Origin of the sequence: Enterobacter sp. PP-008-ECC_S150, from assembly GCF_045257065.1 — a bacterium.
Taxonomy (GTDB): Bacteria; Pseudomonadota; Gammaproteobacteria; order Enterobacterales; family Enterobacteriaceae; genus Enterobacter; species Enterobacter chengduensis.
This window is the reverse complement of the sequence record NZ_JBJHHG010000004.1, coordinates 174,764-193,484: the sequence shown is the minus strand read 5'-3', so window position 1 is coordinate 193,484 and position 18,721 is coordinate 174,764. Positions and strand designations below refer to the sequence as shown.

Annotated in this window: 21 protein-coding genes and 1 other annotated feature; of the genes, 12 read left to right on the top strand and 9 right to left on the bottom strand. The window is 55.2% G+C overall.

Annotation, left to right across the window (positions count from 1 at the left end; translation table 11 throughout):
- Positions 1 to 33: 33 nt before the first annotated feature.
- A complete protein-coding gene (katE, locus tag ACJBF3_RS07060; RefSeq protein WP_045327044.1) occupies positions 34 to 2,283 on the bottom strand; it encodes a catalase HPII in 2,250 nt (749 codons plus the stop codon).
- Positions 2,284 to 2,471: 188 nt separating this feature from the next.
- Here katE and cedA point away from each other — a divergent pair, with 188 nt between their 5' ends.
- Positions 2,472 to 2,726, top strand: a complete 255-nt coding sequence (gene cedA, locus ACJBF3_RS07055) for a cell division activator CedA (RefSeq protein ID WP_072049969.1) — start codon at positions 2,472 to 2,474, stop codon at positions 2,724 to 2,726.
- Between the two features lie 52 nt (positions 2,727 to 2,778).
- Here the strand turns inward: cedA and ACJBF3_RS07050 are convergent, their stop codons facing one another.
- The 3 genes from ACJBF3_RS07050 to hxpB form a co-directional block, all read right to left on the bottom strand.
- Positions 2,779 to 4,170 (bottom strand): L-cystine transporter, encoded by a 1,392-nt coding sequence (locus tag ACJBF3_RS07050; protein ID WP_045327045.1) that lies wholly within the window; start codon positions 4,168 to 4,170, stop codon positions 2,779 to 2,781.
- A 127-nt stretch (positions 4,171 to 4,297) separates the two neighbouring features.
- The gene (locus ACJBF3_RS07045) at positions 4,298 to 4,888 is read right to left on the bottom strand and encodes a metal-dependent hydrolase (protein WP_032639858.1); all 591 of its coding nucleotides are present in this window, start codon (positions 4,886 to 4,888) and stop codon (positions 4,298 to 4,300) included.
- A gap of 101 nt (positions 4,889 to 4,989) precedes the next feature.
- Positions 4,990 to 5,661: a hexitol phosphatase HxpB gene (hxpB, locus tag ACJBF3_RS07040; RefSeq protein WP_045327046.1), complete on the bottom strand. Its 672-nt coding sequence runs from the start codon at positions 5,659 to 5,661 to the stop codon at positions 4,990 to 4,992.
- A gap of 148 nt (positions 5,662 to 5,809) precedes the next feature.
- Between hxpB and ACJBF3_RS07035 the strand changes: the two genes are divergently transcribed.
- Positions 5,810 to 6,346: a YniB family protein gene (locus ACJBF3_RS07035; RefSeq protein WP_045327047.1), complete on the top strand. Its 537-nt coding sequence runs from the start codon at positions 5,810 to 5,812 to the stop codon at positions 6,344 to 6,346.
- Positions 6,347 to 6,382: 36 nt separating this feature from the next.
- On the opposite strand, the gene ACJBF3_RS07030 is transcribed toward ACJBF3_RS07035, so the two are convergent.
- The 3 genes from ACJBF3_RS07030 to pfkB form a co-directional block, all read right to left on the bottom strand.
- Positions 6,383 to 7,243: a fructosamine kinase family protein gene (locus tag ACJBF3_RS07030; RefSeq protein WP_032639864.1), complete on the bottom strand. Its 861-nt coding sequence runs from the start codon at positions 7,241 to 7,243 to the stop codon at positions 6,383 to 6,385.
- Positions 7,244 to 7,348: 105 nt separating this feature from the next.
- On the bottom strand, positions 7,349 to 7,639 hold the full coding sequence (gene ghoS / locus ACJBF3_RS07025; protein WP_045327048.1) for a type V toxin-antitoxin system endoribonuclease antitoxin GhoS: 291 nt from the start codon (positions 7,637 to 7,639) through the stop codon (positions 7,349 to 7,351).
- A 106-nt stretch (positions 7,640 to 7,745) separates the two neighbouring features.
- The gene (gene pfkB, locus ACJBF3_RS07020; RefSeq protein WP_045327049.1) at positions 7,746 to 8,678 is read right to left on the bottom strand and encodes a 6-phosphofructokinase II; all 933 of its coding nucleotides are present in this window, start codon (positions 8,676 to 8,678) and stop codon (positions 7,746 to 7,748) included.
- 295 nt (positions 8,679 to 8,973) lie between these two features.
- On the opposite strand from pfkB, the gene ACJBF3_RS07015 reads away from it, so the two are divergent.
- The gene (locus tag ACJBF3_RS07015) at positions 8,974 to 9,732 is read left to right on the top strand and encodes a YdiY family protein (RefSeq protein ID WP_045327050.1); all 759 of its coding nucleotides are present in this window, start codon (positions 8,974 to 8,976) and stop codon (positions 9,730 to 9,732) included.
- Between the two features lie 80 nt (positions 9,733 to 9,812).
- Here the strand turns inward: ACJBF3_RS07015 and yniD are convergent, their stop codons facing one another.
- On the bottom strand, positions 9,813 to 9,920 hold the full coding sequence (yniD, locus tag ACJBF3_RS07010; protein WP_008500658.1) for a small membrane protein YniD: 108 nt from the start codon (positions 9,918 to 9,920) through the stop codon (positions 9,813 to 9,815).
- Positions 9,921 to 10,018: 98 nt separating this feature from the next.
- Positions 10,019 to 10,111, bottom strand: a complete 93-nt coding sequence (gene yncL, locus ACJBF3_RS07005) for a stress response membrane protein YncL (protein ID WP_071886547.1) — start codon at positions 10,109 to 10,111, stop codon at positions 10,019 to 10,021.
- Between the two features lie 324 nt (positions 10,112 to 10,435).
- On the opposite strand from yncL, the gene thrS reads away from it, so the two are divergent.
- From thrS to btuC, 9 genes are all read left to right on the top strand, one after another.
- Positions 10,436 to 12,364, top strand: coding sequence for a threonine--tRNA ligase (thrS, locus tag ACJBF3_RS07000; RefSeq protein WP_045327053.1), 1,929 nt, complete (start codon positions 10,436 to 10,438; stop codon positions 12,362 to 12,364).
- Positions 12,365 to 12,367: 3 nt separating this feature from the next.
- Positions 12,368 to 12,910, top strand: coding sequence for a translation initiation factor IF-3 (infC, locus tag ACJBF3_RS06995; protein ID WP_014069901.1), 543 nt, complete (start codon positions 12,368 to 12,370; stop codon positions 12,908 to 12,910).
- Between the two features lie 97 nt (positions 12,911 to 13,007).
- Positions 13,008 to 13,205 carry a 50S ribosomal protein L35 gene (gene rpmI / locus ACJBF3_RS06990; RefSeq protein WP_003030583.1) on the top strand — a complete coding sequence of 66 codons (198 nt, stop codon included), beginning with the start codon at positions 13,008 to 13,010 and terminating at the stop codon, positions 13,203 to 13,205.
- A gap of 50 nt (positions 13,206 to 13,255) precedes the next feature.
- Positions 13,256 to 13,612: a 50S ribosomal protein L20 gene (gene rplT, locus ACJBF3_RS06985; protein ID WP_000124850.1), complete on the top strand. Its 357-nt coding sequence runs from the start codon at positions 13,256 to 13,258 to the stop codon at positions 13,610 to 13,612.
- A 117-nt stretch (positions 13,613 to 13,729) separates the two neighbouring features.
- Positions 13,730 to 13,854 (top strand) — a sequence feature (Phe leader region).
- Positions 13,735 to 13,779: a pheST operon leader peptide PheM gene (pheM, locus tag ACJBF3_RS06980; RefSeq protein ID WP_001386830.1), complete on the top strand. Its 45-nt coding sequence runs from the start codon at positions 13,735 to 13,737 to the stop codon at positions 13,777 to 13,779. Its footprint overlaps the feature before it by 45 nt.
- Positions 13,855 to 13,916: 62 nt before the next feature.
- Entirely contained in the window at positions 13,917 to 14,900 is a 984-nt protein-coding gene (gene pheS, locus ACJBF3_RS06975; RefSeq protein ID WP_010426091.1) for a phenylalanine--tRNA ligase subunit alpha, read from the top strand.
- 15 nt (positions 14,901 to 14,915) lie between these two features.
- The gene (pheT, locus tag ACJBF3_RS06970; RefSeq protein WP_045327055.1) at positions 14,916 to 17,303 is read left to right on the top strand and encodes a phenylalanine--tRNA ligase subunit beta; all 2,388 of its coding nucleotides are present in this window, start codon (positions 14,916 to 14,918) and stop codon (positions 17,301 to 17,303) included.
- Positions 17,304 to 17,307: 4 nt separating this feature from the next.
- Positions 17,308 to 17,607 carry an integration host factor subunit alpha gene (ihfA, locus tag ACJBF3_RS06965; RefSeq protein ID WP_003857805.1) on the top strand — a complete coding sequence of 100 codons (300 nt, stop codon included), beginning with the start codon at positions 17,308 to 17,310 and terminating at the stop codon, positions 17,605 to 17,607.
- Positions 17,608 to 17,710: 103 nt separating this feature from the next.
- Positions 17,711 to 18,691 carry a vitamin B12 ABC transporter permease BtuC gene (gene btuC / locus ACJBF3_RS06960; RefSeq protein WP_045327056.1) on the top strand — a complete coding sequence of 327 codons (981 nt, stop codon included), beginning with the start codon at positions 17,711 to 17,713 and terminating at the stop codon, positions 18,689 to 18,691.
- Positions 18,692 to 18,721: the final 30 nt, after the last annotated feature.

The following is an 18,721-nucleotide window of genomic DNA, read 5'->3' as shown; positions in this document are numbered from 1 at the left end:
GGCCGGGTAAGCGCAAGCGCCACCCGGCTTTTTTTACGCCGGGATCTGATCGATCTTGCTGCTGCGCGACCAGACGCGGTGCGCGGCGAGCAACTCAAACAGCTTCGTCATGAAGGCATCGTCAACGCTGTCGCCCTCGACAATGCCGTCCTCACCCTTATCGGCCACCTTCAGCTGCGCCTTAAACTGGCGCGCGTCGCCGGACAGCGCGATGGGTTTCAGGTGCTTATAAGCTTCCAGCAGATAATAAACGGCGTCGCCGTTGCTCAGCAGGCTGGCAATATCCCCGCACGGCACAATCACCGCATCGACGGTCAGCGATGGCGCACCGGCAAACGTCGCGGCCACCGGCAGCACGGAACCGTCATCGGCGGTCACTTCCCCCATGCGGGAATAGAGCAGTTTGGCATGCACGCCCTGAGATTTCAGCGCCTTCATAATCCCCAGCACGTCGCTGGCGCGGGTGCTGTCGTTCAGCAGAATGGCGACCACGCGGCCTTTGATCGAGCCGCCCGGCACCGCATACAGGCTCAGCGACGGATCTTTCTTCACGCCGTTAACCTCTTTCGGCGGAGCAAGGTTACGCTGCTCGTCGGTCAGCGTAATGCCCAGATTATCCGCGACGCTCTGGGCAAGCTGGATATCAATATGCGCCAGCTGGTCGACCACGCGCTCGCGGATGTAGGTGCGCACCACTTTACTCAGCTCAAAGCTGAAGCCACCGATGATGTGCTGTTGCTCAATCGGCGTCTGGCTGTTCCAGAACAGGCGAGGCTGGGCGTAATATTCGCCGAATGAGGGGCTGCGCTCGCGAATTTTATTGCCATCGACGCGCTCCTGATAGGATTCGAATCCACCGCGTTTTGGTGCGGGAGGCGTTTCGCGCGGCCAGTTATCGTTGATGGAGTTCGGCTCATAGTTCGCCGGGTTGGTGTCAATATCCTGACGGTGCATGCCGTCGCGCTGGAAATTGTGGTACGGGCAGGTGGGGCGGTTGATCGGAATTTCGTGGAAGTTCGGTCCGCCAAGACGGCTGATCTGCGTATCGGTATACGAGAACAAACGTCCCTGCAAGAGCGGATCGTTGGTGAAATCCAGGCCCGGCACGATATGCCCCGGGTGGAACGCAACCTGTTCGTTTTCGGCAAAGAAATTATCCGGGTTGCGGTTAAGCACCATTTTGCCCACCAGCTGAACCGGCACCAGCTCTTCCGGGATCAGCTTCGTCGGGTCAAGCAGATCGAAATCGAACTTAAATTCGTCCTCTTCCGGAATGAGCTGCAGGCCCAGTTCGTATTCCGGGAAGTCGCCCGCTTCAATGGACTCCCACAGTTCGCGGCGATGGAAGTCCGGATCGCGGCCGGTCAGCTTCTGCGCTTCATCCCATACCAGCGAGGCTTTACCCGCCACCGGCTTCCAGTGGAAGCGGACAAACGTGGCTTTCCCCTCGGCGTTGATCAAGCGGAAGGTATGAATACCAAACCCTTCCATGGTGCGATAGCTGCGCGGAATGCCGCGGTCAGACATCGCCCACATCACGTTGTGTAAGGTTTCAGGCTGCAGGGAGACGTAGTCCCAGAAGGTGTCATGCGCACTTTGTCCCTGCGGTATCGCCCAGTGGGGCTCCGGTTTTACCGCATGGACAAAGTCAGGAAATTTATGCGCATCCTGAATGAAGAACACCGGGGTGTTATTGCCCACCAAATCGAAAATACCTTCTTCGGTATAAAACTTGGTGGCAAAGCCGCGGATATCTCGTACGGTATCCGCCGAACCCGCGCCGCCCTGAACGGTAGAGAAGCGCACAAACACCGGGGTGATTTTTTTCGGGTCGGAGAGGAAATCCGCTTTAGTGACCGCTTTCAGGCTTTTGTAGGGCTGGAAGTAGCCATGCGCAGCCGAGCCGCGCGCGTGGACGATGCGTTCAGGGATCCGCTCGTGGTCGAAGTGGGTAATTTTTTCCCGCAGGATAAAGTCTTCCAGCAGGGTGGGGCCACGGCTCCCGGCGCGCAGAGAGTTCTGATCGTCGGCGATGCGCACGCCCTGATTGGTGGTCAGCGCATGACCTTCCCCTCCTTTACGATGAGGGTCAAGGGATTTCAGTTTATCGTTCTTCACATCGGGTGATTTGAAGCTCCCCGGTGCGGTAGGCTGTTCACCGGGTGCGGAAGGGCCGGGTGAAGGTTGATGAGAACCGTCAGCAGGCGCGAGTGAGTCCATTCCCGGTTGCGATTCTTCAGTGCCATGAATGGGCGATCGATCGGTTTTATCTTTGTTCGACATTGCACGCTTCTCCTTTATCCATTGCTAAAAACCCTATTAAGGATAGAACAATGTCGCGAGAAGGTTCGCGAACTAAGAGTTTTCACATAACGTTATTGGCAAAAGACGCTTTCTCACGTACTCGGGGCGCGACGTAAGGCGGCAGGATCGGCTATCATAGAGTTTTCCTGCTTCAAGAATTTGTTTTAGTGAACCAGTCGCTTATGAAACCTCTTCGTCAACAAAACCGCCAGGTTATTAGCTATGTGCCCCGCGTTGAGCCCGCGCCGCCAGACCATGCCCTGAAAGTGGAGGGTTTTCGCGATGTGTGGCAGTTGCGGGGGAAATACGTGGCCTTTGTGCTGACCGGCGAGCATTTCCGTCGCTCTCCTGCCTTTACGGTACCGGAGTCCGCACAGCGGTGGGCGATGCAAATCCGCCAGGATGAAGAGGTTGAAGAATAACAGCCATAAAAAAACCGCCGGTTCAGGCGGTTTTTTTTTACTTCTACCGTGATTAACGGTGCGCCAGCTCGGCGTCGTCTTCACTTTCCAGAATCGCTTTGTCGGTCTGCTTCAGCCACTGGCTGGTCAGCGTACCGGCGGTCATGGAGCCGCTCACGTTCAGCGCGGTGCGGCCCATGTCGATCAGCGGCTCAACGGAGATCAGCAGCGCGACCAGCGTAACCGGCAGACCCAGCGCAGGCAGCACAATCAGTGCGGCGAAGGTTGCGCCACCGCCAACACCCGCAACGCCTGCGGAGCTTACGGTCACAATCCCAACCAGGGTCGCGATCCAGACCGGATCCAGCGGGTTAATACCCACCGTCGGGGCAACCATCACCGCCAGCATCGCCGGGTAGAGACCCGCACAGCCGTTCTGGCCAATGGTGGCACCGAAGGATGCAGAGAAGCTGGCGATAGATTCCGGCACGCCCAGACGACGAGTTTGCGCTTCTACGTTCAGCGGAATAGACGCGGCGCTGGAACGGCTGGTGAAGGCAAAGGTCAGTACCGGCCAGACTTTACGGAAGTATTTCAGCGGGCTGACGCCGTTTACGCCCAGCAGGATGCCGTGCACCACGAACATAATGCCCAGGCCCAGGTAAGAGGCGACAACGAAGCTGCCCAGCTTAATGATGTCCTGCAGGTTAGATCCGGCAACCACTTTGGTCATCAGCGCCAGAACGCCGTAAGGGGTGAGCTGCATGACCAGACGCACCAGCTTCATCACCCAGCTTTGCAGGGTGTCAATAGCAACCAGCACGCGCTCGCCCTTTGGCGCGTCGTCTTTCAGCAGCTTCAGCGCCGCTACGCCCAGGAACGCGGCGAAAATCACCACGCTGATGATGGAGGTTGGGCTCGCACCGGTCAGGTCAGCAAACGGGTTCTTCGGAATGAAGGAGAGCACCATCTGCGGCACGGTCAGATCGGCCACTTTACCGACATAGTTGGTCTGAATCGCGGTCAGACGCGCCGTTTCAGCCGTCCCCTGCACCAGACCTTCTGCGGTCAGGCCAAACAGGTTGGTCACCAGCACACCCACCAGCGCGGCAATCAGCGTGGTGAACAGCAGCGTACCAATGGTCAGGAAGCTGATTTTACCCAGCTGGGTCGCGTTGTGCAGGCGGGCAACGGCGCTCAGAATCGAGGCGAACACCAGCGGCATAACGATCATCTGCAGCAGCTGCACATAGCCGTTACCGACAATGTTGAACCACTGGATGGAATCTTTCAGAACTGGATTATCGGAGCCATAAATTGCCTGTAATGCCAGACCAAATACGACACCCATGGCCAGACCAACCAGCACCTTTTTCGCCAGGCTCCACTGTTTGTGGCGCGCCTGCGCGAGAAGCAATAGCAGTACAGCGAACACAACGACGTTCGCGATGAGTGGAAAATTCATCCCCGTTCTCCTGATTTATTATTGGGTCGGTTTTTACCGATCCTGTTGGCGGAAGGTTAGCAGAAGTGTGATGTCGCGCTTATATCCAAATGGAATGGTTTATGACAAATGGGATAATTTTGTCGGTTTACTGTTCAATCTGGTGATGAATAAAGCGATTGAACTGAAATTGCAGCGAATTAATCATCTGGGAAGACCAGCGGACTGCACTGTTTTCGGGCAGGGTTTGCGGCATCCAGACGGCGTAAGCAAACAGCGCCATGCACAGGACGCGCTCAAGCTGGTTCCCTTTCTGCGGGGCCAGGATGGGAAAACGAAAGCGCCAGCGGCAGGGCCACAGCAGCGGTACGCCCGCAGGCGTTAGCATATCGGCCAGAATATGGCTTAAATAGCCCAGCACCATCCCCTGAATGGCGTCGGCGGGGACGATCCAGCTTTCGGGCACCTTTAAATAGAAAAGCGTTAGCAGGCCAAACACGGCCAGCAGGCTGTGCGTAAAACCACGGTGGCCGAACGCGCGGGCGATGGGTTTTGACACCCACTTCAGGCGCTGACCGAGGAAGGATTTAGGATGGTCAATGTCGGGCAGCAGACAGGTCAATACGGCGGAAGGGACAACATGCCACCAGTCCCCCTGTGCGAGCACAGGGGTAAGTTCAGCGTTTTTGGCAAATACTGCGCACGCGATAGAAAAAAGCAGGTGGCCTTCCGCCGTCATGATAAAACCCACAAAACTGTCAATTCATACAGTATAGGGTTTTTATACAGTAGGCGGAAGAGGTGACGGTGTAACTGTTTGTCACAAACCGGAGAAAGGCGTTAACCGCCCTGCAGGTGTTTCGCCGTCAGTTCTGCCAGTGAATTCAGCTTCACATCGGCAAGCGCAAAACGGGGATCGTGACGGCCTTCTTCCGCAGGCACCACAATGGAGCGCATCCGCGCGGCTTTAGAGGCCACCATGCCGTTAACAGAATCCTCCAGCGCAACGCAGCTGAGGGGATCGAGTCCCAGCTTTGCGGCACAGTCCAGGTAGACCTGCGGATGGGGCTTGCTGTATGGCAGTTTCTCCGCGGACGCGAGGGCGTCGAAACTGTCGCGCAGTTCAAACATCGTGAGCACTTTTTCCAGCATATGCAGAGGCGACGCCGAGGCCAGTCCCACCTTCAGCCCCTGTGCCTTGCACAGCGCGACAGCCTCGCGAACGCCGGGCAGCAGTGGTCTGCTCTCTTCAACTAAAGAGATGGCGCGGCTGATAATGCGCGCGGTCACCTCATCGCGATCGGGACCCACCCACGGCTGTTGGGCAAACCACAGGTCAACCACCATATCGATGCGCAGGCCCAGCGTATCGGGGAGTTCATTACGGCGGCTGATATCCACGCCCAGGCTGGCCATAACGTCCAGTTCGGCGCGATCCCACAGCGGTTCGGAATCGATCAGTAATCCATCCATGTCAAAAATTGCGGCAAGAATTTTGCGCGGTGTCGACATCACAACGTCTCCTTATCCAGGGTGTTCGACAGACGATACGTGCTAAGCACACTCTGCAATTTAGCATATTGCCTTTAAAGAGCGGGCGAAATTGATGGTCAGCAGGTAGACTTAGGCACAAATAACGCGTCTTTATGAAGAGGAACTGATGACGTATCAACAAGCTGGACGCATTGCGGTCTTAAAACGTATTGCTGGCTGGGTGATTTTTATTCCTGCCGTCATTTCTACGCTGATTTCCGTGCTCAAATTTATGTACGATCACAGCGAAAAACAGCCGGGTATCAATGCGGTGATGCTTGATTTCGCGCATGTTATGATTGAGATGATGCGTTTTAATACGCCATTTTTAAATGTCTTCTGGTTTAACTCACCCACCCCGGATTTTCATCAGCAGCTGAATATCGGCTTTTGGGTGATATACGCCCTGATCTTTGTCGCGCTGGCCTTGCAGGCCTCTGGCGCGAGAATGAGCCGTCAGACGCGCTTCTTACGCGAGGGGGTTGAGGATCAGTTGATTCTGGAACAGGCTAAAGGCCCGGAAGGCTTGAGCCGGGAGCAGATTGAATCCCGCATTGTTGTGCCGCGCCACACCATTTTCCTGCAGATTTTCCCGCTGTATGTCCTTCCCGTGATTATCATTGTGGCGGGATACTTCTTCTTCTCATTGCTCGGTTTTCTGTGAGGGATAAGGGTGGCAGTAAGGCCACCCGTTCGCGTCTCAGGCGGCGAGCATGCGTTCAAGCGCCCGCTGGGCGTTAACCAGGTGTTCTCCACCAAAAAGAATGGCACGGTTCATCAGCGTATAAAGCTGATAGACCGGCTGGCGGTCGAGGAAGCCGGGCGGCAGGGGGGAGACAGACTGATATCCGTCGTAAATTTGCGGCGGTTGCTCAGGATGCAGCGGCAGCATGGCAAGATCGCATTCTCTGTCACCCCAGTAGCAGGCCGGGTCGAAGATGTAGGGGCCGTTAGGGCCCAGCGCGCAGTTATCGGACCACAAATCGCCGTGAAGCAGAGACGCCTGCGGCTGGTGGGATGCCAGACGCTGCTGAACGTGCTCGACAATCGCATCAATATTGCCAAATTCCAGCCCTTTCTCGGCGGCCAGCTCAAGCTGCCAGCCGATGCGCTGCTCGGCAAAAAATGTCGACCAGCGGCGCTGCCAGGCGTTGGGCTGTGGCGTGGTGGAGAGGTCGTTGTCAAAATCGAGACCAAACTGCGGCTGGTCACTCCATTGATGCAGGCGCGCGAGCTGTTGCCCGAGGATAAACGCATTATGGGCATCCAGCGGTCGGGCGGGGAGATATTCCATGACCAGGAAACTGTAGTCGCGGTCGCTCCCAACGGCCAGAACCTGCGGGACCGTCACCGTTTTACTGCGCGACAACAGCTCAAGCTGGTCGGCTTCGGCGGTAAATATCGCAAGCAGTTCACGTTCGTCGCATTTAACGAAGAGATCGCGTCCTGCGTAGCGTAAATGCCACGCGGCGTGGATCTCACCGCCTGGCAGTTCGTTACGCAGTTCAATTTCACCTTCGCCCAGCTGCTCACGTAAAAGATGACTGATAGCCTGCCACATGTTGTCTCTCCCATGTTGTCTGCCAGATCATAACGTTAGCGCATAACTGCGGTAAAAAAATACGAACTAACGCACACCTGAGCGGTTTAAAGTCATGCAGCGCACTTATTGTTCTTTTTTTCGCCAGATTTCCCAGGTAGATACGTCAATGTCGGCAGGCTTGTCGGTCGCGCTTTCCACCAGGCTGGCGGCCAGCGCATGAACCTCTTCCTGGCTCAGGGCGCTGATGAGACCAAATGCCAGCGTGCCTAAATCATGAATATTGCCCTCGTCATCCGTCAGCGTGAGGAGAAAATTAGCCCGGGTGAAGGCATTGTTAAGCTCATTGAGCTCGGTCAGGGATGCTTCATGAAGGTTGATCGTCACGACGTAACGAGTGATGTCACCACTGCTCATAATTCACCTCATTGTTATCATGGAAGTTTTCTTAGCATAGTCGATAGTTTGGGTTTGGCGACTCGGTGAGGGCTTTCCCCTTCGTCAACCCGAAGGGGAACCGGCGTTAATTTCGGGACAGGTAATCGACGATTTTTTGCGTATCGGCCAGCGAGCAGAGACGCGTGCCCTGGTTGATGGTCGCGGCACTACCCGCGGCTACGCCGTAGCGCGTCATTTCCAGAAGAGACGCGCCCTGCGCCAGTTTTAGCGTCATCGCGCCCACCATGCTGTCGCCAGCGCCAACCGTGCTCTGGCTCTTCATCGGCGGTGGGACAACCTGCACGGAAGAGGTTTCGTCGACGGCCAGCGCCCCCTGAGGGCCGAGGGAGACGACGACGCGGCGCGCTTTGCCGCTGCGCACCAGCTCCTGCGCGGCGGAGCGAACGTCATCAGGCTGCGTCAGCTCACGGTTGACCAGCGCGCTGAGCTCTTTCTGGTTAGGTTTGACCAGTTCCAGATTACCCGGCACCAGCGCCGCCTGCAGGGCCTCGCCGCTGCTGTCGACAATGCAGCGGATACCGCGCTGCTGCGCGGCCCGAATCAGCGCCGTTAATTTTTCCGTGCTGACCCCGGGCGGCAGGCTGCCGCTGACCACCAGCAGCGCGCCGCTCTCAATCTTCAGCACTTTCTCCTCAAGCTGACGAAATTCGTCATCGCTCAGTTTCGCGCCCGGCATGACAAAACGGTACTGCTCGCCGCTTGATTCGACGTGGACATGCAGATTTTGCCGCGTCCAGTCTTTGGCCTCGACGGTCTCAACGGCCACCTGTTCATCTGCCAGCAGCGAGACCAGGTGCTCACCGGTGGCACCGCCCGTGGGAAAAATGGCCGTGGCTTTGCCCCCAAGGTGTGTAATGGCGCGCGCCACGTTGATCCCGCCGCCGCCGGGCTCAAAGACCGGGGCGCTGCAGCGCAATTTACCTTCCGGGTAAATCTGCGGCGTCAGGGTGGCGGAATCCAGGGAAGGGGAGAGCGTCAGGGTGTAGATAGAAACCATCATTACCTCCTTTTAGCATGGGTTCTTTTTAGTCTGGCACCATTTATCAGGAAGGCAATGTAAATAACAGTATGATTTTAAATATGAATACTGAATAAAATTAAGGTCGGAGATATATAAAATAAAACGCTTTTTGGGATCGTTCTTATTCAAAAAATGAAATAAGAAATCATTGCTATGTTATATGCGGCTTTTTATAATTTGTTACCTTTCTCTGGACGCCTTGTCATTGATCCTCAAGAAAGATTCCGGGACCGTGTGGTCTCTTTTTTTGTTGTACGGACTCCTTAATAAAATGAAGCTTTTAAAGACAGTGCCCGCTGCACTGATGCTGGCGGGTGGCGTGTTTGCGGCTATGAACGCGACCGCTGATGATTCCGTTTTTACTGTCATGGACGATCCTTCCTCCGCGAAAAAACCGTTTGAAGGTAACCTGAACGCCGGGTATCTGGCACAATCCGGTAACACGAAAAGCTCTTCTCTGACGGCGGACAGCACGCTCACCTGGTACGGTAATACTACCGCCTGGTCGCTGTGGGGTAATGCCAGCAACACTTCCGCTAATGACGAACGTTCTTCCGAGAAATATGCGGTAGGCGGACGTAGCCGTTACAACATGACCGACTATGACTACCTGTTTGGGCAGGCGAGCTGGTTAACCGACCGTTACAACGGTTATCGTCAGCGCGATGTGTTCACCGCCGGTTACGGTCGCCAGTTCCTGAACGGTCCGGTACACAGCCTGCGTTTTGAATTCGGTCCGGGTGTACGTTATGACGAGTACACCAACGGTGATACCAAAACCCAACCGCTCGGTTACGGTTCCGGGACCTATGCCTGGCAGATGACTGACAACACCAAATTTACCCAGGGTGTTTCTGTCTTTGGTGCCGACGACACGACGCTGAACTCTGAAACGGCGCTGAACGTGGCTATCAACGAACACTTTGGTCTGAAAGTGGCCTACAACGTGACCTGGAACTCTTCACCACCTGAATCTGCGCCTGATCATACCGACCGTAGAACCACGGTTTCACTGGGTTATAGAATGTAATGAAAGCGGGCCGACGATAATGTCGGCCCGTTTAGTGTCTGTGGTCTTGTGGCGTCCCTTCTGATGACCCGCATTCGCTCCTAGCCCCAAATCATTGCCGCCCAACGCAGCAGCAGCATTGCGCCGCAGATGGCAATCAGCACCAGCACCATTTTCCAGTGTTTTACGGCAAATCGTTTTGTTGGCATAACCTAATCCTTGTTCGTTGATATCCTCAGTCTACCAAACAGGGCCGAAATATGCCCCTTCTCAGGAACGATTGGGTTATGCCAGCGCAGGGTTCAGCTCAGAACCAGTGGAATCGTTCGGCGAGAATCAACAATAAACCTGTGGCGGAAAGGACGTTCAATATCACAACCGTTCTACTGGATACGTTCATGGTATGCACCTTTGGGTTTAAAGACCTGTTCAAGAGTAGCCCAGCATCTCCGAAATGCGAGCGCAGGGGAGAAGCAACCTGCAAATTCGTGCGAACGTGCCAGGCCGTCAATCTGGCCGTAGAGGGTGCAATCTCCTTTCCGTTAGTGTTAACATTGCAAGGCTTACCGTAAATTCGACGTTGTCCGATTTTTCGGCAGGTGAATGATGACGAACCAATTTGACGATTGTTGGTCAGATGGTGTCGTAATCTATTGTCAAATCACGATTATTTTCTTTGTATATGCTCTTATGTGTGGGGCATCACTGCAAATAAGGATATAAAATGCCTGTAATTACTCTTCCTGACGGCAGTCAACGCCATTTCGACCGTCCTGTTAGCCCAATGGATGTTGCCCTGGACATTGGTCCGGGTCTCGCGAAAGCGACTATCGCTGGCCGTGTTAACGGTGAGCTGGTGGATGCCTCCGATCTGATCGAAAACGATGCGACGCTCGCTATCATCACCGCGAAAGACGAAGAAGGTCTGGAGATCATTCGTCACTCCTGCGCGCACCTGTTAGGTCATGCTATCAAGCAGCTGTGGCCAAACACCAAAATGGCGATCGGTCCGGTTATCGACAATGGTTTCTACTACGACGTTGACCTTGACCACACCCTGACTCAGGAAGATATCGACGCGCTCGAAAAACGCATGCACGAGCTCGCCGAGACGAACTATGACGTCATCAAGAAGAAAGTCAGCTGGCACGAAGCGCGTGAAACCTTCGTGAAGCGCGGCGAGAGCTACAAGGTCTCCATTCTTGACGAAAACATTTCGCATGATGACAAGCCTGGCTTGTACCATCACGAAGAATACGTCGACATGTGCCGTGGACCGCACGTGCCGAACATGCGTTTCTGTCATCACTTTAAGCTGATGAAGATCGCAGGCGCCTACTGGCGTGGCGACAGCAACAACAAAATGTTGCAGCGTATCTATGGTACCGCGTGGGCCGATAAAAAAGCCCTGAACGCCTACCTGCTGCGTCTGGAAGAGGCGGCGAAGCGTGACCACCGTAAAATCGGTAAGCAGCTTGACCTGTATCACATGCAGGAAGAAGCGCCGGGTATGGTGTTCTGGCATAACGACGGCTGGACCATCTTCCGTGAACTGGAAACTTTCGTACGCTCCAAGCTGAAAGAGTACCAGTATCAGGAAGTGAAAGGCCCGTTCATGATGGACCGTGTGCTGTGGGAAAAAACCGGCCACTGGGACAACTACAAAGATGCGATGTTCACCACCTCATCTGAGAACCGTGAATACTGCATCAAGCCCATGAACTGCCCGGGCCACGTTCAGATCTTCAACCAGGGTCTGAAATCCTACCGCGACCTGCCGCTGCGTATGGCGGAGTTCGGTAGCTGCCACCGTAACGAGCCATCAGGTGCGCTGCACGGTCTGATGCGCGTTCGTGGCTTTACGCAGGATGATGCGCATATCTTCTGTACGGAAGACCAGGTTCGTGACGAAGTTAACGCCTGTATTCGTATGGTCTACGATATGTACAGCACCTTTGGCTTCGAGAAGATCGTGGTCAAACTCTCAACGCGTCCGGAAAAACGTATCGGTAGCGATGAGACATGGGATCGCGCGGAAGCGGATCTCGCCGTAGCGCTGGAAGAGAACGGCATTCCGTTCGAATACCAGCTGGGCGAGGGCGCATTCTACGGTCCGAAAATTGAATTTACCCTGTATGACTGCCTCGATCGCGCATGGCAGTGCGGTACTGTACAGCTGGACTTCTCCCTGCCTCAGCGTCTTAGCGCCTCTTATGTTGGCGAAGACAACGAGCGTCAGGTCCCGGTTATGATTCACCGTGCGATTCTCGGTTCCCTGGAGCGCTTCATCGGCATCCTGACTGAAGAGTTCGCCGGCTTCTTCCCAACCTGGCTTGCGCCAGTGCAGGTGGTGGTGATGAACATTACCGATTCTCAGGCAGATTACGTTAAAGAATTGACGCAGAAACTACAAAATGCGGGCATTCGCGTAAAAGCAGACTTGAGAAATGAGAAGATTGGCTTTAAAATCCGCGAGCACACTTTACGTCGTGTCCCGTATATGTTGGTCTGTGGTGATAAAGAGGTGGAAGCAGGCAAAGTTGCCGTTCGCACCCGCCGTGGTAAAGACCTGGGCAGCCTGGACGTAAGTGAAGTGATTGAGAAGCTGCAACAAGAGATTCGCAGCCGCAGTCTTCAACAACTGGAGGAATAAGGTATTAAAGGCGGAAAACGAGTTCAAACGGCACGTCCGAATCGTATCAATGGCGAGATTCGCGCCCAGGAAGTTCGCTTAACAGATCTTGAAGGTGAACCACTGGGGATTGTGAGTCTGAGAGAAGCGATCGAAAAAGCTGAAGAAGCTGGAGTAGATTTAGTTGAAATCAGCCCTAACGCCGAACCGCCAGTTTGTCGTATCATGGACTACGGCAAGTTCCTTTATGAAAAGAGTAAGTCTTCTAAGGAACAGAAGAAGAAGCAAAAAGTTATCCAGGTTAAGGAAATCAAATTCCGTCCTGGTACCGACGATGGCGATTATCAGGTAAAACTCCGCAGCCTGATTCGCTTTCTGGAAGATGGCGATAAGGCCAAGATCACACTGCGTTTCCGCGGTCGTGAGATGGCCCACCAACAGATTGGTATGGAAGTGCTTAACCGTGTCCGTGACGATCTGAGTGAACTGGCAGTAGTCGAATCCTTCCCTACGAAGATCGAAGGCCGCCAGATGATCATGGTGCTCGCTCCTAAGAAGAAACAGTAAGGCCTTCAAGCAGCAAAATCTGTGGAGCCTTCGGGTTTCATAGGTTTTGTTCGCCTATGTTTCGTTTATTTAACAATGCGAAGTGGAAGTTATTAAGATGCCAAAAATTAAGACCGTACGCGGTGCTGCTAAGCGCTTCAAAAAAACCGGTGGTGGTGGATTTAAGCGTAAGCACGCAAACCTGCGTCATATTCTGACCAAAAAATCTACTAAGCGTAAACGTCACCTGCGTCCAAAAGGCCTTGTTTCTAAAGGCGATCTGGGTCTGGTTATCGCGTGCCTGCCGTACGCATAAGCCGTTAACGTTTAATTTTTTACTAAGAATATAGATACAGGAGAGCACATATGGCTCGCGTAAAACGTGGTGTAATTGCACGTGCACGTCACAAGAAAATTTTGAAACAAGCTAAAGGCTACTACGGTGCGCGTTCACGCGTTTACCGCGTTGCCTTCCAGGCTGTTATCAAAGCAGGTCAGTACGCTTACCGTGACCGTCGTCAGCGTAAGCGTCAGTTCCGTCAACTGTGGATTGCGCGTATCAACGCAGCAGCACGTCAGAACGGTATTTCTTACAGCAAATTCATCAACGGCCTGAAAAAAGCCTCTGTTGAAATCGACCGTAAGATCCTGGCTGACATCGCAGTATTCGACAAAGTAGCGTTCACCGCTCTGGTCGAAAAAGCGAAAGCAGCACTGGCATAAGCCAGTTGAGAGAGGGAGCCTTGCTCCCTCTTTTCATTTAACACCATCAGAAGATTGACATTTATCCGTCCAGGCTTTTCAATAAGGTCTTAACGGTTTTTACCAGACAAGGTAACGCAAGCATGAATGCTGCTATTTTCCGCTTCTTCTTTTACTTTAGCACCTGATTTCAGGAGGCTAGCGCGTGAAAGATGAAACGAAAAACAGCGCCAGATAAGCCTCCCGATGGAGGCTTTTTTTGTGCCTGAATTTGAGAGAATAACTCCACCAAATCGGTGTCTGCACCGACATAATGAGGAAAATCATGTCACATCTCGCAGAGCTGGTTGCCAGTGCAACAGCCGCCATTAATCAGGCCTCAGATGTTGCCGCGTTAGACAATGTCCGCGTCGAATATCTTGGGAAGAAAGGGCACCTGACCCTTCAGATGACAACCCTGCGTGAGCTGCCGCCAGAAGAGCGTCCGGCAGCGGGTGCGGTGATTAACGAAGCCAAGGAGCAGGTTCAGCAGGCGCTGAACGCGCGCAAAGCCGAGCTGGAAAGCGCGGTGCTGAATGCGCGTCTGGCCGCAGAAACGATCGACGTTTCTCTGCCGGGGCGCCGTATTGAAAACGGCGGTCTGCATCCGGTTACCCGCACCATCGACCGCATTGAAAGTTTCTTCGGTGAGCTTGGCTTTACCGTGGCGACTGGCCCGGAAATTGAAGATGATTACCATAACTTCGACGCCCTGAACATTCCTGGCCATCATCCGGCACGCGCTGACCACGACACTTTCTGGTTCGACGCTACGCGTCTGCTGCGTACTCAGACCTCCGGCGTTCAGATCCGTACCATGAAGGATCAGGAGCCACCTATCCGCATTATCGCGCCGGGCCGCGTCTATCGTAACGACTACGATCAGACCCACACCCCAATGTTCCACCAGATGGAAGGTCTGATTGTTGATAAAAACATCAGCTTCACCAACCTGAAGGGCACGCTGCACGATTTCCTGAACAACTTCTTTGAGGAAGATCTGCAGGTTCGTTTCCGTCCGTCCTACTTCCCGTTCACCGAACCGTCTGCGGAAGTTGACGTGATGGGCAAAAACGGTAAATGGCTGGAAGTGCTGGGCTGCGGCATGGTGCATCCAAACGTGCTGCGCAACGTGGGTATCGATCCGGAAGTCTACTCCGGCTTTGCCTTCGGCATGGGCATGGAGCGTCTGACCATGCTGCGCTACGGCGTGACCGACTTACGTGCATTCTTCGAAAACGATCTGCGTTTCCTCAAACAGTTTAAATAAGGGCAGGACAGAACAATGAAATTCAGTGAACTGTGGTTACGCGAGTGGGTGAACACCACGCTGGACAGCGACGCGCTGTCTAACCAGATCACCATGGCGGGCCTGGAAGTGGACGGCGTTGAGCCGGTTTCCGGCGCCTTCAACGGCGTCGTCGTCGGCGAAGTGGTTGAGTGCGGTCAGCACCCTAACGCTGACAAACTGCGCGTGACAAAAGTTAACGTGGGCGGTGACCGCCTGCTGGATATCGTCTGCGGTGCGCCAAACTGCCGTCAGGGCCTCAAGGTGGCCGTGGCGACCGTCGGTGCAGTGCTGCCGGGCGATTTCAAAATTAAAGCGGCTAAGCTGCGCGGTGAGCCATCTGAAGGCATGCTGTGCTCCTTCTCCGAGCTGGGTATTTCCGACGATCACAACGGCATCATTGAGCTGCCGCTGGATGCGCCCGTTGGCACCGATATCCGTGAATACCTGAAGCTTGACGACAACACCATCGAAATCAGCGTCACGCCAAACCGTGCTGACTGCTTAGGCATCATCGGCGTGGCGCGCGACGTGGCCGTGCTGAACCAGACCGAGCTGAACGCGCCGGACATTGCGCCGGTTGAAGCAACCATCAGTGACGTGCTGCCTGTTCAGGTTGACGCTCCGGATGCGTGCCCGCGCTACCTCGGCCGCGTGGTGAAAGGCATCAACGTGAAAGCCCCAACCCCGCTGTGGATGAAAGAGAAGCTGCGCCGCTGCGGCATCCGCTCTATCGACGCCGTGGTTGACGTGACCAACTACGTACTGATGGAGCTGGGCCAGCCAATGCACGCGTTCGATAAAGATCGTATTGACGGCGGCATCGTTGTGCGCATGGCGAAAGAGGGCGAAACCCTGGTTCTGCTGGACGGCAGCGAAGCGAAGCTGAACGCCGATACCCTGGTGATTGCTGACCACAGCAAAGCGCTGGCAATGGGCGGTATCTTCGGGGGCGAACATTCAGGCGTTAACGACGAGACGCAAAACGTCCTGCTGGAGTGCGCGTTCTTCAGCCCGCTCTCCATCACCGGTCGCGCGCGCCGTCACGGCCTGCACACCGATGCGTCTCACCGCTACGAGCGCGGCGTTGACCCGGCGCTGCAGTACAAAGCGATGGAGCGTGCAACTCGCCTGTTGATCGACATCTGCGGCGGCGAAGCGGGCCCGGTTATTGACGTTACCCACGAAGCGACCCTGCCGAAGCGTGCGACCATTACCCTGCGCCGCAGCAAGCTGGATCGCCTGATTGGCCATCACGTTGCCGATGCCCAGGTGACCGACATCCTGACGCGTCTGGGCTGCGAAGTGACCGAAGGCCAGGACGAGTGGAAAGCCGTTGCGCCATCATGGCGTTTCGACATGGAAATTGAAGAAGACCTGGTGGAAGAAGTGGCCCGCGTGTACGGCTACAACAACATCCCAGACGAGCCTGTCCAGGCCGGTCTGGTGATGGGCAAACACCGTGAAGCCGACCTGTCCCTGAAGCGTGTGAAAACCATGCTGAACGACAAAGGCTACCAGGAGGTGATCACCTACAGCTTTGTTGATCCTAAGCTTCAGCAGCTGATCCACCCGGGCCAGGAGGCGCTGATCCTGCCTAGCCCAATCTCCAGCGAAATGTCCGCGATGCGTCTGTCCCTATGGACCGGGCTGCTGGGCACCGTCGTTTACAACCAGAATCGTCAGCAAAACCGCGTGCGAATTTTCGAAAGCGGTTTGCGCTTTGTACCGGATAATCAGGCAAATTTAGGCATCCGTCAGGATCTCATGCTGGCTGGCGCCATCAGCGGAAACCGCTATGAAGAGCACTGGGACCTGGCAAAAGGCACGGTTGATTTCTACGATATGAAGGGCGACCTGGAAGCGATTCTGGATCTGACCGGTAAATTATCTGAAATTGAATTCCGCGCAGATGCCATTCCGGCCCTGCATCCGGGCCAGAGCGCAGCCATCTACTTAGACGGCAAACGCGTTGGTTTTATTGGGGTTGTTCACCCTGAGCTGGAGCGTAAGCTGGACCTGAACGGCCGCACCATCGTGTTCGAGCTGGAATGGAGCCCGGTAGCAGACCGCGTGATTCCTCAGGCGCAGGACGTCTCCCGCTTCCCGGCAAACCGCCGTGATATCGCGGTTGTGGTCGCGGAAAATGTGCCCGCAGCAGATATTTTGGCCGAATGTAAGAAAGTTGGCGTAAATCAGGTAGTTGGCGTAAACTTATTTGACGTGTACCGCGGCAAGGGCGTAGCAGAAGGTTTCAAGAGCCTCGCTATTAGCCTTATCCTTCAGGATACCAGCCGTACACTCGAAGAAGAGGAGATTGCCGCTACCGTCGCCAAATGTGTAGAGGCATTAAAAGAGCGATTCCAGGCATCATTGAGGGATTGAACCTATGGCGCTTACAAAAGCTGAAATGTCAGAATATCTGTTTGATAAGCTTGGGCTTAGCAAACGGGATGCCAAAGAGCTGGTAGAGCTGTTTTTCGAAGAGATCCGTCGTGCTCTGGAAAATGGTGAGCAGGTAAAACTCTCCGGTTTTGGCAATTTTGATTTGCGAGACAAAAACCAACGTCCGGGCCGTAACCCGAAGACGGGGGAAGATATTCCCATTACAGCCCGCCGCGTGGTGACCTTCAGACCCGGCCAGAAGTTAAAAAGCCGCGTCGAAAACGCAACGCCCAAAGCAGAGTAATATGAACTAACCAAAAAGGCCGCCCACGCGGCCTTTTTTCTTTGCGCTCTCCGGCAAACCCGCCGTAAAATCAATGATATCTCACGCTACTATAACCTTACACATGCTTGATTTTGCCCATCTACAGTTCCGTTCCGATCGGCGTCGCCTGCTTTGGCTGGTGCTGTTGCTCACTGCCGCCGCGGGCGTGAGCCTGTGCGCCGGCGACAGATGGATTGGGCCTGAAAGCTGGTGGGGGCCTGACGGGCAGCTCTTCGTCTGGCAAATTCGCCTTCCGCGCACCGTTGCGGTGATGCTGGTGGGCGCAGCGCTGGCGCTGTGCGGCACCATTATGCAGGCGTTGTTTGAAAACCCTCTGGCGGAGCCCGGCCTGCTCGGGGTGTCGAACGGTGCAGGCGTGGGGCTGATTGCGGCGGTGATGCTGGGCGGGGGAGAGCTGTCAGGATGGAGCATTAGCCTCTGCGCCATACTTGGCGCACTGCTGATCACCGCAATCCTTCTTCGCTTCGCCAGACGGCACCTGTCGACCAGCCGCCTGCTGCTTGCCGGCGTGGCGCTGGGGATCATCTGCAGCGCGCTGATGACCTGGGCGGTCTACTTCTCGACCTCCTTTGACCTGCGTCAGCTGATGTACTGGATGATGGGCGGCTTTGGCGGCGTTGACTGGCACCAGGGCTGGCTGATGGCGCTGCTGGTACCGGCCATCCTGTGGGCGGCCCTGCAGGCGCAGCCGCTGAATATGCTCGCGCTGGGTGAAACCTCTGCCCGCCAGCTCGGCATGCCGATTGGGTTCTGGCGTAACGTGCTGGTGATCGTGATTGGCTGGCTGGTCGGCGTCAGCGTGGCGCTGGCGGGGGCTATCGGTTTTATCGGGCTGGTTATACCGCACATGCTGCGCCTGTGTGGCCTCACGGACCATCGAACCCTGCTTCCGGCCTCTGCGGTGGCCGGGGCCGTCACGCTGCTGGTGGCCGATATCATCGCCCGCCTTGCCCTGACGGCCGCAGAGCTGCCGATTGGCGTGGTCACCGCCACGCTGGGCGCGCCGGTCTTTATCTGGCTACTATTAAAATCCGGACGTTAAAAAACGACCTGTAAAACAACCTGAGGGAAT

What these genes read in the sequence shown, in the direction of transcription:
- katE (WP_045327044.1), bottom strand. Translation starts at nt 2,283, where the DNA reads ATGTCGAACAAAGATAAAACCGATCGATCGCCCATTCATGGCACTGAA.
- ACJBF3_RS07050 (WP_045327045.1), bottom strand. Translation starts at nt 4,170, where the DNA reads ATGAATTTTCCACTCATCGCGAACGTCGTTGTGTTCGCTGTACTGCTA.
- ACJBF3_RS07045 (WP_032639858.1), bottom strand. Translation starts at nt 4,888, where the DNA reads ATGACGGCGGAAGGCCACCTGCTTTTTTCTATCGCGTGCGCAGTATTT.
- hxpB (WP_045327046.1), bottom strand. Translation starts at nt 5,661, where the DNA reads ATGTCGACACCGCGCAAAATTCTTGCCGCAATTTTTGACATGGATGGA.
- ACJBF3_RS07035 (WP_045327047.1), top strand. Translation starts at nt 5,810, where the DNA reads ATGACGTATCAACAAGCTGGACGCATTGCGGTCTTAAAACGTATTGCT.
- ACJBF3_RS07030 (WP_032639864.1), bottom strand. Translation starts at nt 7,243, where the DNA reads ATGTGGCAGGCTATCAGTCATCTTTTACGTGAGCAGCTGGGCGAAGGT.
- ghoS (WP_045327048.1), bottom strand. Translation starts at nt 7,639, where the DNA reads ATGAGCAGTGGTGACATCACTCGTTACGTCGTGACGATCAACCTTCAT.
- pfkB (WP_045327049.1), bottom strand. Translation starts at nt 8,678, where the DNA reads ATGGTTTCTATCTACACCCTGACGCTCTCCCCTTCCCTGGATTCCGCC.
- ACJBF3_RS07015 (WP_045327050.1), top strand. Translation starts at nt 8,974, where the DNA reads ATGAAGCTTTTAAAGACAGTGCCCGCTGCACTGATGCTGGCGGGTGGC.
- yniD (WP_008500658.1), bottom strand. Translation starts at nt 9,920, where the DNA reads ATGCCAACAAAACGATTTGCCGTAAAACACTGGAAAATGGTGCTGGTG.
- yncL (WP_071886547.1), bottom strand. Translation starts at nt 10,111, where the DNA reads ATGAACGTATCCAGTAGAACGGTTGTGATATTGAACGTCCTTTCCGCC.
- thrS (WP_045327053.1), top strand. Translation starts at nt 10,436, where the DNA reads ATGCCTGTAATTACTCTTCCTGACGGCAGTCAACGCCATTTCGACCGT.
- rpmI (WP_003030583.1), top strand. Translation starts at nt 13,008, where the DNA reads ATGCCAAAAATTAAGACCGTACGCGGTGCTGCTAAGCGCTTCAAAAAA.
- rplT (WP_000124850.1), top strand. Translation starts at nt 13,256, where the DNA reads ATGGCTCGCGTAAAACGTGGTGTAATTGCACGTGCACGTCACAAGAAA.
- pheS (WP_010426091.1), top strand. Translation starts at nt 13,917, where the DNA reads ATGTCACATCTCGCAGAGCTGGTTGCCAGTGCAACAGCCGCCATTAAT.
- pheT (WP_045327055.1), top strand. Translation starts at nt 14,916, where the DNA reads ATGAAATTCAGTGAACTGTGGTTACGCGAGTGGGTGAACACCACGCTG.
- ihfA (WP_003857805.1), top strand. Translation starts at nt 17,308, where the DNA reads ATGGCGCTTACAAAAGCTGAAATGTCAGAATATCTGTTTGATAAGCTT.
- btuC (WP_045327056.1), top strand. Translation starts at nt 17,711, where the DNA reads ATGCTTGATTTTGCCCATCTACAGTTCCGTTCCGATCGGCGTCGCCTG.